This window comes from Bacteroides faecalis, from assembly GCF_003865075.1.
Taxonomy (GTDB): domain Bacteria; phylum Bacteroidota; class Bacteroidia; order Bacteroidales; family Bacteroidaceae; genus Bacteroides; species Bacteroides faecalis.
Map to the genome: position 1 here is coordinate 1 of NZ_BHWB01000001.1, position 14,278 is coordinate 14,278.

The 14,278-nt window shown below is 41.1% G+C and carries 11 protein-coding genes; all 11 read left to right on the forward strand.

The window, feature by feature from the left end; all coding sequences use genetic code 11:
- Positions 1 to 1,870, forward strand: a 1,870-nt coding sequence (locus tag EJF25_RS00005; protein WP_125039497.1) for a PASTA domain-containing penicillin-binding protein, incomplete at its 5' end; no start/stop codon positions are given.
- 29 nt (positions 1,871 to 1,899) lie between these two features.
- Positions 1,900 to 3,348, forward strand: coding sequence for a UDP-N-acetylmuramoyl-L-alanyl-D-glutamate--2,6-diaminopimelate ligase (locus tag EJF25_RS00010; protein WP_125039892.1), 1,449 nt, complete (start codon positions 1,900 to 1,902; stop codon positions 3,346 to 3,348).
- 66 nt (positions 3,349 to 3,414) lie between these two features.
- A complete protein-coding gene (gene mraY, locus EJF25_RS00015) occupies positions 3,415 to 4,683 on the forward strand; it encodes a phospho-N-acetylmuramoyl-pentapeptide-transferase (protein ID WP_125039498.1) in 1,269 nt (422 codons plus the stop codon).
- A 125-nt stretch (positions 4,684 to 4,808) separates the two neighbouring features.
- Positions 4,809 to 6,206 (forward strand): UDP-N-acetylmuramoyl-L-alanine--D-glutamate ligase, encoded by a 1,398-nt coding sequence (gene murD, locus EJF25_RS00020; protein WP_235016654.1) that lies wholly within the window; start codon positions 4,809 to 4,811, stop codon positions 6,204 to 6,206.
- Positions 6,207 to 6,242: 36 nt separating this feature from the next.
- On the forward strand, positions 6,243 to 7,562 hold the full coding sequence (locus EJF25_RS00025) for an FtsW/RodA/SpoVE family cell cycle protein (protein WP_125039499.1): 1,320 nt from the start codon (positions 6,243 to 6,245) through the stop codon (positions 7,560 to 7,562).
- Positions 7,563 to 7,618: 56 nt separating this feature from the next.
- Entirely contained in the window at positions 7,619 to 8,737 is a 1,119-nt protein-coding gene (gene murG / locus EJF25_RS00030; protein ID WP_125039500.1) for an undecaprenyldiphospho-muramoylpentapeptide beta-N-acetylglucosaminyltransferase, read from the forward strand.
- A gap of 37 nt (positions 8,738 to 8,774) precedes the next feature.
- Positions 8,775 to 10,163: a UDP-N-acetylmuramate--L-alanine ligase gene (gene murC, locus EJF25_RS00035; protein ID WP_125039501.1), complete on the forward strand. Its 1,389-nt coding sequence runs from the start codon at positions 8,775 to 8,777 to the stop codon at positions 10,161 to 10,163.
- Positions 10,164 to 10,174: 11 nt separating this feature from the next.
- A complete protein-coding gene (locus EJF25_RS00040) occupies positions 10,175 to 10,912 on the forward strand; it encodes a cell division protein FtsQ/DivIB (protein ID WP_125039502.1) in 738 nt (245 codons plus the stop codon).
- 16 nt (positions 10,913 to 10,928) lie between these two features.
- Complete coding sequence (gene ftsA, locus EJF25_RS00045) at positions 10,929 to 12,386, forward strand: cell division protein FtsA (RefSeq protein ID WP_125039503.1); 1,458 nt, start codon at positions 10,929 to 10,931, stop codon at positions 12,384 to 12,386.
- Positions 12,387 to 12,404: 18 nt separating this feature from the next.
- Positions 12,405 to 13,715, forward strand: a complete 1,311-nt coding sequence (gene ftsZ, locus EJF25_RS00050; RefSeq protein ID WP_125039504.1) for a cell division protein FtsZ — start codon at positions 12,405 to 12,407, stop codon at positions 13,713 to 13,715.
- 21 nt (positions 13,716 to 13,736) lie between these two features.
- The gene (locus tag EJF25_RS00055; protein ID WP_125039505.1) at positions 13,737 to 14,186 is read left to right on the forward strand and encodes a GatB/YqeY domain-containing protein; all 450 of its coding nucleotides are present in this window, start codon (positions 13,737 to 13,739) and stop codon (positions 14,184 to 14,186) included.
- Positions 14,187 to 14,278: the final 92 nt, after the last annotated feature.

The window sequence follows — 14,278 nt, forward strand, 5'->3', positions numbered from 1 at the left end:
AGATCAGGCACGTCGTGATTCTATTCTCAAAGTAAACATGGATTCTATCTGTAAAGGACTCCACCAAATATTTCCGGATAAAAGTGCAGCAGAATTTAAAGCGCATCTCAAAAAAGGACGTCAGGCAAAAAGTCGTAATTACCTGATCTATCCGAAGCGTATTTCATATATACAATATAAAGAGGTGAAACGTTTGCCCGTCTTTCGTTTGAATCCCTACAAAGGCGGATTCAAAGGACTGGCATTCAACCAACGCAAAAAACCATTCGGTTCATTGGCTGCACGTACTTTAGGTGATGTCTTTGCCGATACTGCACAAGGAGCTAAAAATGGAATCGAACTTGCTTACGACACTATCCTGAAAGGACGCGACGGATTGACTCATCGCCAGAAAGTGATGAATAAATATCTGAATATTGTAGATATTCCTCCAGTAGATGGCTGTGACTTGATTACTACCATTGATGTAGGTATGCAGGATATCTGTGAAAAAGCACTAGTAGACAAACTGAAAGAAATAAATGCCAGTGTAGGTGTTGTTGTTTTAATGGAGGTTGCTACTGGAGAAGTAAAAGCTATCGTCAATATGATGAAAGGAAAAGATGGTGAATATTATGAAATGCGTAACAACGCTATAAGTGATATGTTAGAACCAGGATCTACCTTCAAAACAGCTTCCATCATGGTAGCATTAGAAGATGGCTATATCACTCCTGACTACATTGTCGATACCGGTAATGGACAAAAGCCCATGCATGGACGTGTTATGAAAGACCATAACTGGCATCGCGGAGGATACGGAAAGCTAACTGTCACAGAGATTTTAGGAGTGTCTTCCAATGTTGGGACATCTAGCATTATCGACAACTTTTATAACAAAAATCCACAAAAATTTGTTGATGGATTAAAACGAATGAGCATCGACCAGACTCTTCATTTACAAATTTCCGGAGAAGGAAAGCCAAATATTCGTGGACCGAAAGAACGTTATTTTTCAAAAACCACTTTACCATGGATGAGTATCGGTTATGAGACACAGGTACCGCCTATAAATATCTTGACTTTCTATAATGCGATTGCCAATGATGGCGTATCTATACGCCCGAAGTTTGTAAAAGCAGCCATGAAAGATGGAGAAATAGTACAAGAGTTCCCCACAGAAGTCATTAATCCTAAAATTTGTTCGGATAAAACATTAGCGCAAATCCAAGAGATTTTGCGAAAAGTAGTCAGTGAAGGACTTGCTAAACCAGCTGGCAGCAAGCAATTCCATGTATCGGGAAAGACCGGAACAGCTCAAATTTCTCAAGGAACAGCAGGATACAAAACCGGAATAACAAATTACCTGGTTAGTTTTTGCGGATATTTTCCTTCGGAAACACCGAAATATAGTATGATTGTTTCCATACAAAAACCTGGGCTACCAGCTTCGGGAGGTTTAATGGCAGGTAGCGTATTCAGCAAAATAGCAGAAAGAGTTTATGCTAAAGACCTGCGACTGCCGCTTACAAGTGCGATTGATACAAACAGTGTCGTAATCCCCAACGTCAAAGCAGGAGAAATGCGATCTGCAAAACGGGTTTTGGACGAGTTGAATATCAAAACACAAGGTGAAATCTCTTCTTCTGGTAAGGAAGTATGGGGAAGTAGTCATGCAGCACCCAAAGCTGTGGTTTTGGAAAGCCGGAGTAATATGCAGAATTTTGTACCCAGCGTTATCGGCATGGGAGCAAAAGATGCGGTCTACCTACTTGAAAGCAAAGGACTGAAGGTTCGTCTGGTGGGTGTCGGTAAAGTAAGAAGCCAATCTATAGCAAACGGAACCGTAGCGAAAAAAGGGCAGACAATTACATTGGAAATGAGGAATTAAAAATGAAAAAAGAAGAACCAAATAAAGTTATGTTATTAAAGGAGTTACTGAAAGCAATACAACCAATACAGATATCCGGAGATTCAGAAATTGAAATCACCGGGATCAACATTGACTCCCGTCTGGTGGAAAAAGGACATTTATTCATGGCTATGCGTGGTACACAGACCGACGGTCATACCTATATACCTACTGCTATCGAAAAAGGAGCGGTAGCAATCCTTTGTGAAGATATGCCGGAAGAGCCAAAAGCAGGAATTACATATATCCAGGTGAAAGACAGTGAAGATGCAGTAGGAAAGATTGCCACAACTTTTTATGGGAATCCAACCTCCAAATTGGAACTGGTAGGTGTCACCGGAACAAATGGGAAGACTACGATTGCCACCTTATTATATGATACATTCCGTTACTTCGGATATAAAGTTGGACTAATCTCTACTGTATGTAATTATATTAATGATGAACCTGTTCCAACTGAGCATACTACCCCTGATCCTATTACACTAAATCAGTTGTTAGGACGAATGGCAGATGCAGGATGCAAATATGCTTTCATGGAAGTCAGTTCACATTCTATTGCACAAAAACGCATTAGCGGATTAAAATTTGCAGGAGGTATTTTCACCAATCTGACTCGCGACCACTTGGATTATCATAAAACAGTGGAAAATTATCTGAAAGCCAAAAAGAAGTTCTTTGATGAATTACCCCAAAATGCCTTTAGTCTGACTAATCTGGACGATAAGAACGGATTAGTGATGACACAGAATACACGTTCCAAAGTATATACCTATTCATTAAGAAGCCTCAGTGACTTCAAAGGACGGGTACTCGAATCACATTTCGAAGGAATGCTGCTCGATTTTAATAACCACGAGTTAGCTGTTCAATTCATAGGCAAATTCAATGCTTCCAATCTTTTAGCTGTATTTGGAGCTGCGGTATTATTAGGAAAGAAAGAAGAAGATGTATTATTGGCTCTCAGTACTTTGCACCCGGTAACCGGACGTTTCGATGCAGTTCGTTCTCCGAAAGGATTTACTGCAATCGTAGACTATGCACATACTCCGGATGCACTTATCAATGTATTGAATGCAATTCATGGAGTTCTTGAAGGTAAGGGAAAAGTGATTACTGTGGTAGGCGCTGGTGGTAACCGTGATAAAGGCAAACGCCCCATCATGGCCAAAGAAGCAGCCAAAGCCAGCGACCGAGTTATTATCACATCCGATAACCCGCGTTTTGAAGAACCACAAGACATCATCAATGATATGCTTGCCGGACTAGATACAGATGATTTAAAGAAAACCCTTAGTATCGCAGACCGTAAAGAGGCAATTCGTACAGCCTGTATGTTTGCAGAGAAAGGAGATGTAATCCTGGTTGCCGGAAAAGGGCACGAGAATTATCAGGAGATAAAAGGAGTAAAACATCATTTCGATGATAAAGAGGTATTGAAAGAGATTTTTAAATAATGAATCATTCTGCCGATAATTCGTAAAGAACAGGCATAATGACACATTGATAAACTGATAAATATTATGTTATACTATCTGTTTGAATGGCTACATAAGCTTAATTTTCCCGGAGCAGGAATGTTTGGATACACCTCATTCCGAGCTTTGATGGCAGTCATCCTTGCATTACTTATTTCAAGTATCTGGGGAGACAGATTCATTAATCTACTTAAGAAAAAGCAGATTACAGAGACCCAACGCGATGCAAAAATTGACCCGTTCGGTGTCAATAAAGTAGGTGTACCGAGTATGGGAGGTGTCATCATTATCGTAGCTATTCTTATCCCATGTCTGTTATTAGGTAAACTACACAATATATATATGATATTAATGTTGATTACTACCGTATGGTTGGGATCACTCGGATTTGCAGATGATTATATCAAGATATTCAAAAAAGACAAAGAAGGTCTACATGGAAAGTTTAAAATTATCGGCCAAGTAGGTTTAGGATTAATTGTAGGACTCACATTATACTTGAGTCCGGATGTGGTAATCCGGGAAAACATCGAAGTACATAAGCCTGGACAAGAAATGGAAGTAATACATGGAACCAATGACCTAAAATCGACTCAAACCACTATTCCTTTCTTTAAAAGCAACAACCTCGATTATGCAGATATCGTTGCCTTTATGGGTGACCATGCACAAGCAGCCGGATGGGTATTGTTTGTCATCATCACAATCTTTGTTGTTACCGCTGTATCAAACGGGGCCAATCTAAATGACGGAATGGATGGAATGGCAGCAGGAAATTCCGCGATTATTGGTATCACGTTAGGTATTTTAGCCTATGTATCATCCCATATTGAATTTGCCGGTTATTTGAATATCATGTATATTCCGGGATCGGAAGAACTAGTAATCTTTATTTGTGCCTTCATTGGTGCATTAATTGGTTTTTTATGGTACAATGCCTACCCTGCACAAGTTTTTATGGGAGACACAGGTAGTTTGACTATTGGGGGAATCATTGCCGTATTTGCTATCATTATTCATAAAGAATTACTGATTCCAATCCTATGTGGTGTATTCCTGGTAGAGAATCTGTCAGTGATCCTGCAACGTTTCTACTACAAGATAGGAAAACGGAAAGGAGTAAAGCAACGATTGTTCAAACGTGCACCGATTCATGATCATTTCCGTACTTCCATGAGTCTGGTAGAACCCGGATGTACAGTGATGTTTACCAAACCGGAACAGTTGTTCCATGAATCAAAGATTACCGTTCGTTTCTGGATTGTAACCATCGTATTGGCAGCGATCACTATCATAACATTGAAGATTAGATAACATATAAAAGTAGCAAGTATGAGGTATAAGCCGCAAGTACTCATACCTGTTACTAATACAAACCAAAACTTGCAGCAAGACTGAGTATTCAGTTACTATAACCAATACTCTTTTATCCTATATATATGAATACAGAAAACAGTAGCAAAGTTAACTTTGCTTCCTCTTCTTCGGAAAGAGCTGAAAAGAAGTCGAGAATTGTAATTCTAGGAGCTGGTGAAAGCGGAGCTGGTGCAGCCGTTCTTACCAAGACCAAGGGATTCGATACATTTGTTTCGGATATGTCCGCTATTAAAGACAATTATAAGGAACTGCTGGACAGCCATCAAATTGCCTGGGAAGAAGGACACCACACAGAAGAACTTATTCTGAATGCTGACGAGGTGATTAAAAGTCCCGGCATACCGAATGATGCGCCTATCATCTTGAAATTGAAAGCTCAAGGTACGCCAGTGATCTCCGAAATAGAATTTGCCGGACGTTATACAGATGCAAAGATGATTTGTATCACAGGATCTAACGGAAAGACTACAACTACTTCCCTGATCTACCATATTTTCAAAAGTGCAGGAGTAAACGTAGGGTTAGCCGGTAATATCGGAAAAAGTCTTGCTTTGCAGGTTGCTGAAGATCATCATGATTATTACATCATCGAATTGAGTTCATTCCAGCTGGATAACATGTATAATTTTCGTGCGAACATCGCCGTATTAATGAATATTACACCTGATCATCTGGACCGTTACGACCATTGTATGCAGAATTACATTGATGCAAAATTCCGTATCACTCAGAATCAGACGCCAGACGATGCATTCATCTTCTGGAATGACGACCCCATTATCAAACGGGAGCTTGCGAAACATGGTTTAAAGGCTCACTTGTACCCTTTTGCAGCTGTAAAAGAAGAAGGAGCTATCGCATACGTAGAGGACAAGGAAGTAAAGATAACAGAACCGATCACCTTCAACATGGAACAAGAAGAATTGGCTCTGACCGGACAACATAACTTATATAACTCTTTAGCAGCAGGAATCTCTGCCAACTTAGCCGGTATCACTAAAGAGAATATTCGGAAAGCACTTTCCGATTTCAAAGGAGTGGAACACCGTTTGGAAAAAGTAGCACGTGTACGTGGAATCGATTTCATCAATGACTCTAAAGCAACAAATGTCAATTCCTGCTGGTACGCCTTGCAAAGCATGACTACCAAAGTGGTATTGATTCTCGGTGGAAAAGACAAAGGCAATGATTACACCGAGATAGAAGACTTGGTACGTGAAAAATGCTCGGCATTGGTATACCTAGGACTTCATAACGAAAAGTTGCATGATTTCTTCGACCGTTTTGGTCTTCCAGTGGCTGACGTACAAACGGGAATGAAAGATGCAGTAGAAGCTGCCTACAAACTAGCTCAAAAAGGCGAAACCGTATTATTAAGTCCTTGTTGCGCTTCATTCGACCTCTTTAAGAGTTACGAAGATCGCGGCGATCAATTTAAGAAGTACGTCCTCGCCCTTTAATTACCTATTTTTAATTTTTAATTCTCAATTAAAAAGATGGATTTATTAAAGAACATATTCAAAGGTGACAAGGTAATCTGGATTATCTTCCTCTGTCTCTGCCTCATCTCGATTATCGAGGTGTTTTCGGCAGCTTCAACGCTAACCTATAAAAGCGGTGACCATTGGGGACCTATTACACAACACTCTATCATTCTGATGGTAGGCGCTGTAGTAGTGGTATTTCTACACAATGTGCCTTATAAATGGTTCCAGGTATTTCCTGTTTTCCTATACCCGCTTTCCCTGATCTTATTGGCATTTGTCACGCTGATGGGTATCATTACAGGAGACCGTGTCAATGGAGCTGCTCGTTGGATGACTTTCATGGGACTACAATTCCAGCCTTCAGAGTTGGCAAAAATGGCGGTTATCATTGCCGTCTCATTCATTTTGTCCAAGAAACAGGATGATGAAGGAGCCAATCCGAAAGCCTTTAAATATATCATGATTATCACCGGACTGGTGCTTATATTGATCGCACCGGAAAACCTTTCAACAGCTATGCTATTGTTCGGAGTGGTATTCATGATGATGTTCATCGGGAGAGTATCCTCCAAAAAATTACTAATGTTGATGGGAGGACTTATACTCGTAGTAGGGCTTGGCGTAGGAACAGTGATTGCTATTCCTGCAAAAACATTGCACAATACTCCCGGACTCCATCGTCTGGAAACCTGGCAAAACCGTATCAAAGGTTTCTTTGACAAAGAAGAGGTACCTGCTGCAAAATTTGATATTGACAAAGATGCACAGATCGCACATGCACGCATCGCTATTGCAACAAGTCATGTAGTCGGTAAAGGACCGGGAAACTCGATTCAACGCGACTTCCTTAGCCAAGCATTCTCTGACTTTATCTTTGCCATTGTTATCGAAGAGATGGGACTGATAGGAGGAGCATTTGTCGTATTCTTATATCTCTGTCTGTTAATGCGTGCAGGAAGAATCGCACAAAAATGTGAACGGACTTTTCCTGCCTTTCTTGTAATGGGAATTGCCTTATTGCTAGTATCACAAGCGATATTAAATATGATGGTTGCTGTCGGTTTGTTTCCTGTGACAGGACAACCTCTACCCCTGATAAGTAAAGGAGGTACAAGTACATTAATTAATTGCGCTTATATCGGAATGATATTAAGCGTCAGCCGATATACTGCCCATTTGGAAGAACAAAAAGCACACGATGCGCAGATTCAGATGCAAATAGCAGCTGGTACCTCTGATTCGGAAGCACAGACAGCTGCCGAACCGACTGCACAGATTCTGAATAGCGATGCTAAATTCGAAGATGAACAGGACAGTCATAAAAGCTGATAGATCAGCAATAAAAGAAACGATGAAGGATGAACAGGAAAGAAGAAAGGATTAGTATGGAAAAAGAACTTAGAATTATTATCAGTGGTGGAGGAACGGGAGGTCATATTTTCCCGGCTGTATCCATTGCCAACGCAATAATCGAATTACGTCCGGATGCAAAAATACTTTTTGTAGGTGCCGAAGGACGAATGGAAATGCAACGGGTTCCCGATGCAGGTTATAAGATAATCGGGCTTCCAATCGCTGGATTCGATCGCAAACATTTATGGAAAAATGTAGCTGTACTCATGAAGTTGGTACGTAGTCAATGGAAAGCACGTCGTATCATCAAAAACTTCCGTCCGCAAGTAGCGGTAGGTGTAGGAGGTTATGCCAGCGGTCCTACATTAAAGACAGCGGGGATGATGGGAGTTCCTACTTTAATCCAGGAACAGAACTCTTATGCAGGGGTAACTAATAAGTTATTGGCACAGAAAGCCAGAAAGATATGTGTAGCGTATGAAGGAATGGAGAAGTTTTTCCCTGCCGATAAAATCATTATGACAGGAAATCCGGTTCGCCAGAATCTGACAAAGGATATGCCTTCCAAAGACGAAGCACTCCGTTCATTTCATCTGCAATCCGGTAAGAAGACAGTATTAATTTTAGGAGGTAGTTTAGGAGCTCGTACTATTAATAATTCATTGATAGCCGGATTATCTGTAATCAAGGCTAATAGTGATGTACAATTTATCTGGCAAACCGGAAAGTTCTATCATTCGCAAGTCATGGAAGCCATAAAGGCTACAGAAGAACAGCCAAATTTATTTGTAACCGATTTCATCAAGGACATGGCTGCTGCATATGCTGCTGCCGATTTGGTCATTTCACGTGCAGGAGCCGGCTCTATTTCTGAATTTTGCCTATTGAACAAGCCTGTTGTCTTAGTTCCTTCCCCCAATGTTGCAGAGGATCATCAAACTAAAAATGCACTGGCTCTTGTAAACAAGCAGGCTGCAATCTATGTAAAAGATAGCGAAGCAGAAAATACGTTGCTGGATATAGCTTTAGCAACTGTGAGCGATGATCGTAAATTAAAAGAGTTGAGTGAAAATATCTCCAAACTGGCTTTGCCTGATTCTGCAAGAATCATTGCACAGGAAGTGATAAAGCTAGCAGAAGAATCTCTGTAATCCATACCTGATATCATAAAATAAAACAGTGAAAACAATGAATATTGAATCCATAAAATCAGTCTATTTCGTAGGTGCCGGAGGTATCGGCATGAGCGCACTCGTACGTTATTTTCTTTCCAAAGGAAAAATCGTAGCCGGATATGACCGTACCCCTACTCCATTGACTGAGAATCTTATAATTGAAGGTGCACAAATACATTATGAAGAAAACGTTCATCTGATTCCGGAAAGTTGCAAAGACAAAGAAACAACATTGGTAGTATTAACTCCTGCTGTTCCTCACGAACACAAAGAAATGGAGTATTTCCGTAATAATGGATTTGAGATACAAAAACGTGCACAGGTATTAGGAACAATCACCCGTTCGAGTAAAGGATTATGCATAGCAGGTACACATGGTAAAACAACTACTTCTACTATGGCTGCACACCTGCTATATCAATCACATATAGAATGTACCGCTTTCCTCGGAGGTATCTCAAAGAATTACGGAACTAATCTGTTGCTTTCCCAGAAAAGCCCCTACACAGTAATCGAAGCAGATGAGTTCGACCGTTCATTCCATTGGTTATCTCCTTATATGTCAGTCATCACAGCAACCGATCCTGACCATTTGGATATTTACGGAACAGAGGAAGCTTATTTGGAGAGTTTTGAACACTATACAACCCTGATTCAACCAGGAGGTGCATTGATTATCCGTAAAGGAATCGCTTTGCAACCTAAAGTACAAGCAGGGGTTCATGTATATACATATTCACGCAACGAAGGAGACTTCCATGCTGAAAACATTCGCATCGGAAACGGAGAAATCTTCATCGACTTTGTCGCTCCTGATACGCGAATCAACGATATCCAGCTTGGAGTTCCCGTTAGTATCAATATCGAAAACGGAGTAGCCGCGATGGCACTCGCCCACTTGAACGGAGCAACTGACAAAGAGATTAAACAAGGAATGGCAAGTTTCCATGGCGTAGACCGTCGTTTTGACTTTAAAATAAAGAACGACAAGATCGCATTCCTAAGCGACTACGCTCATCATCCTGCTGAAATCAAGCAAAGCGTACAGTCTATCCACGAACTTTATAAAGATAAGAAGATCACAGCGATCTTCCAGCCACATCTTTATACCCGTACTCGCGACTTCTACAAGGACTTTGCAGACAGCCTTTCCTTACTGGACGAAGTCATTTTGATAGACATCTATCCAGCTCGTGAAACACCTATTCCAGGTGTTACCAGCAAGTTGATTTATGACAATCTCCGCCCGGGTATCGAAAAAAGTATGTGTAAAAAGGAAGAAATACTGAACATTCTGAAAGATAAAAACATTGAAGTATTGATTACCTTAGGCGCCGGAGACATTGACAACTATGTTCCCGAAATAAAGAAACTATTGGAAATGAAAGTTCTTCATTCTTAATGAATAAAATTATGGTAAAGAGAATCCTTCTGTTCATTGTCATGCTGGTGCTTATAGCCTACCTCGGTATAGCTATAACTGCCTTCAACCGTAAGCCTGCCGATCAGACTTGCCGGGATGTGGAGTTAGTGATCAAGGATACCGCTTATGCAGGCTTTATCACCAAAGACGAATTGAAAGGTGTCCTTCAAAACAAAGGTATATATCCCATCGGGAAAAAGCTGGAACGCATCTCCACTAAATCGTTGGAACGCGAACTAAGTAAACATCCGCTCATTGCAGAAGCAGAATGCTATAAGACACCTAGCGGAAAGGTTTGTGTCGAAGTAGCGCAACGCATTCCTATCCTTCGTGTTATGAGTAGCAATGGTGAAAATTACTATCTCGATAATAAAGGAACCATCATGCCACAGGAAGCGAAATGTGTCGCTCACCGGGCAATTGTCACCGGAAATGTAGAAAAGTCGTTCGCAATGAAGGATTTATATAAGTTTGGTGTATTTTTGCAAAACAATAAGTTCTGGGATGCCCAGATAGAACAAATCAATGTGTTGTCCGACCGCACTGTCGAACTGGTGCCACGTGTAGGAGATCACCTTGTCTATCTCGGAAAACTGGAGAATTTTGAGAATAAGCTTTCACGCCTAAAGATATTTTATGAGAAAGGACTTAATCAGGTAGGCTGGAACAAGTATTCACGCATCAATCTAGAGTTTAGTAACCAGATTATTTGTACAAAACGAGAATAATAACAAATAAAAAGATATGGCAACAACAGAATTTATCGCCGCGATTGAACTCGGTTCATCGAAGATAACCGGTGTGGCCGGAAAAAAGAACAGTGACGGAAGCATGCAGATTTTGGCATATGCTCAAGAAGACTCTTCAACGTTTATCCGTAAGGGAGTCATCTTTAACCTTGACAAAACCGCACAAAGCCTGACTTCTATCATAAACAGACTGGAAGGTGAATTGAATAACTCAATCGCCAAAGTATATGTAGGCATTGGTGGACAATCGCTCCGCACAGTCCGTAATGTAGTGAGTCGCGACCTGGAAGAGGAAGCCATCATATCGGAAGAACTTGTAAACGCTATCGGTGACGAGAATATCGCTATTCCGGTGGTTGATATGGATATATTGGACGTAGCGCCACAAGAATATAAAGTAGGTAATAACTTACAAGCCAATCCGATTGGCTTAGTAGGAACCCATATTGAGGGTCGTTTCCTTAATATAGTAGCCCGTTCTTCTGTACGCAAAAACCTGGAACATTGTTTCCAACAAGCAAAAATCGAGATTGCCGATCAACTGATTGCACCATTGGTTACAGCGAATGCCGTATTGACAGAAAGCGAGCGCCGTTCGGGATGTGCATTGATCGACTTCGGAGCTGATACAACTACCATCTCAATTTATAAAAATAATATTCTTCGTTTCCTGACTGTTCTTCCATTGGGAGGAAACAGCATCACACGCGATATCTGCACCCTGCAAATGGAGGAAGAAGAAGCAGAACGTCTGAAGAAAGCATACGGAGATGCGTTATACGAAGAAGACGAAAACGAAGAACCCGCTACCTGCAAACTGGATGACGAAAGCCGCACGATTGAGCTGGGTAAACTTAATAACATTATCGAAGCACGTGCCGAGGAAATCATAGCCAATGTATGGAATCAAATCCAGCTTTCGAGCTATGAAGATAAGTTGCTGGCTGGCATTATCATGACCGGTGGAGCAGCTAACCTGAAGAATCTGGATGAAATGTTACGCAGACGCAGCAAAATAGAAAAAATACGATTAGCTAAATTGCCTCGTAATACAGTTCATGCTTCTAACAATATGCTAAAAAAAGACAGTTCTCTGAATACAGTCTTCGGCCTTCTCTTTGAAGGTAATCAGAACTGTTGTTTAACGGAGACTACTTATAAAGCTCCAGTTGTTACTCCTAAAGCAGAACCGGAAATTCACCAGACAGTGGATATGTTCGAAGACGACAAAGAACTGCAAGAGCAAGCCCGATTAGCAAGAATCAAGAAAGACGAAGAAGAAAGAGAAGCCAAACAAGCTGCTAAAGAGGCTGCTAAAGAAAAGGAGAGACTTCGCAAACTGAAGGAGAAAGAAGAAAAGGAAAAACGGAAACGGGAAGCCGGTCCAAGTTGGATCCAGCGAAAGATTGATTCGCTGACAAAGGAAATCTTCTCTGATGATGATATGAAATAATTCAAAATTCAATAAGATATGGACGAGATAGTACAATTTGATTTCCCGACCGACTCGCCGAAAATCATAAAAGTAATCGGTGTAGGTGGCGGTGGCGGTAACGCTGTAAACCATATGTACCGGGAAGGTATACATGACGTAACGTTCGTTCTTTGCAATACGGACAACCAAGCTTTGGCGGAATCACCTGTTCCGGTAAAACTGCAATTGGGCCGTAGCATTACACAAGGACTTGGTGCCGGCAACCGTCCCGAACGGGCACGAGATGCCGCTGAAGAAAGTATTGATGATATAAAAACTCTGTTGAATGATGGTACCAAAATGGTATTTATCACAGCCGGAATGGGAGGAGGTACCGGAACCGGTGCAGCTCCGGTTATTGCCCGTATCGCCAAAGAAATGGATATTCTGACGGTAGGTATTGTTACTATTCCATTCATCTTCGAAGGAGAAAAGAAGATTATTCAGGCGTTGGATGGTGTAGAACGTATCGCTCAGCATGTAGATGCATTGCTGGTCATCAATAACGAACGTCTACGTGAAATATATGCGGACCTTACCTTTATGAATGCATTTGGTAAGGCTGATGATACTTTGTCTATTGCTGCTAAGAGTATTGCCGAAATTATCACCATGCGCGGTACAGTCAATTTGGACTTTGCTGACGTAAAAACAATCCTGAAAGATGGTGGAGTTGCTATCATGAGTACAGGATTCGGAGAAGGAGAAAATCGCGTAACGAAAGCTATTGATGATGCACTGCACTCTCCATTGTTGAACAACAATGATATCTTCAATGCTAAAAAGGTAATGCTGAATGTGTCTTTCTGCTCAACATCCGAGTTGATGATGGAGGAAATGAACGAAGTGCATGAATTCATGAGTAAATTCCGCGAAGGAGTGGAAGTGATCTGGGGTGTCGCCATGGACAACTCACTGGAAGGCAAGGTAAAGATCACCGTATTGGCAACGGGATTCGGCGTAGAAGATGTGCCGGGTATGGATAGTCTGCACGAAGCTCGAAGCCAGGAAGAAGAAGAACGTCAATTAATGCTGGAGGAAGAAAAAGAAAAGAACAAAGAACGTATCCGCAAAGCATATGGAGAAAGTGCCAATGGTATTGGTAGCAAGAGTCTCCGTAAACGCCGTCATATCTATCTCTTTAACATCGAAGATTTAGATAATGATGACATCATTGCTATGGTGGAAGACTCTCCTACTTACCAACGGGATAAGACAACTCTTACCAAAATTAAAACAAAAGCCGCTCTCGAAGAGGAAGTAGCAACAGAAGAGGCTACTGATAGTGACGGAGTTATTACTTTCTAGTAATTTAGATTATATAAAGATATGGATTTATTTGAAAAAGTCAGCGAAGACATAAAAAACGCAATGAGGGCGAAAGATAAAGTAGCCTTAGAAACTCTGAGAAACATAAAGAAGTACTTCTTAGAAGCAAAAACAGCTCCGGGAGCCAATGATACTTTGACAGATGACGCAGCTTTGAAGATTATCCAGAAACTGGTAAAACAGGGAAAAGATGCTGCTGAGATCTACATTGGACAAGGACGCCAAGATTTAGCTGATGTAGAATTGGCACAAGTAGCAGTTATGGAAACTTATTTACCTAAACAAATGTCTACCGAAGAACTGGAAGCTGCATTGAAAGAAATCATTGCAGAAGTAGGTGCTACTAATGGAAAGGATATGGGTAAAGTCATGGGCGTTGCCTCCAAGAGACTTGCAGGACTCGCTGAAGGTCGTGCCATCTCTGCAAAGGTAAAAGAACTGCTGGGATAAAGTTTCTCCAAACGCATTTCTCCATTCAAAATATGGGGCTGTCCGCATTTTTCGGATAGCCCTTTTTGATTTCTGCAAAATTCTGTTCCGGC

What these genes read in the sequence shown, in the direction of transcription:
- EJF25_RS00040 (WP_125039502.1), top strand. Translation starts at nt 10,175, where the DNA reads ATGGTAAAGAGAATCCTTCTGTTCATTGTCATGCTGGTGCTTATAGCC.
- mraY (WP_125039498.1), top strand. Translation starts at nt 3,415, where the DNA reads ATGTTATACTATCTGTTTGAATGGCTACATAAGCTTAATTTTCCCGGA.
- murD (WP_235016654.1), top strand. Translation starts at nt 4,809, where the DNA reads ATGAATACAGAAAACAGTAGCAAAGTTAACTTTGCTTCCTCTTCTTCG.
- ftsA (WP_125039503.1), top strand. Translation starts at nt 10,929, where the DNA reads ATGGCAACAACAGAATTTATCGCCGCGATTGAACTCGGTTCATCGAAG.
- murC (WP_125039501.1), top strand. Translation starts at nt 8,775, where the DNA reads ATGAATATTGAATCCATAAAATCAGTCTATTTCGTAGGTGCCGGAGGT.
- EJF25_RS00055 (WP_125039505.1), top strand. Translation starts at nt 13,737, where the DNA reads ATGGATTTATTTGAAAAAGTCAGCGAAGACATAAAAAACGCAATGAGG.
- ftsZ (WP_125039504.1), top strand. Translation starts at nt 12,405, where the DNA reads ATGGACGAGATAGTACAATTTGATTTCCCGACCGACTCGCCGAAAATC.
- EJF25_RS00010 (WP_125039892.1), top strand. Translation starts at nt 1,900, where the DNA reads ATGTTATTAAAGGAGTTACTGAAAGCAATACAACCAATACAGATATCC.
- EJF25_RS00025 (WP_125039499.1), top strand. Translation starts at nt 6,243, where the DNA reads ATGGATTTATTAAAGAACATATTCAAAGGTGACAAGGTAATCTGGATT.
- murG (WP_125039500.1), top strand. Translation starts at nt 7,619, where the DNA reads ATGGAAAAAGAACTTAGAATTATTATCAGTGGTGGAGGAACGGGAGGT.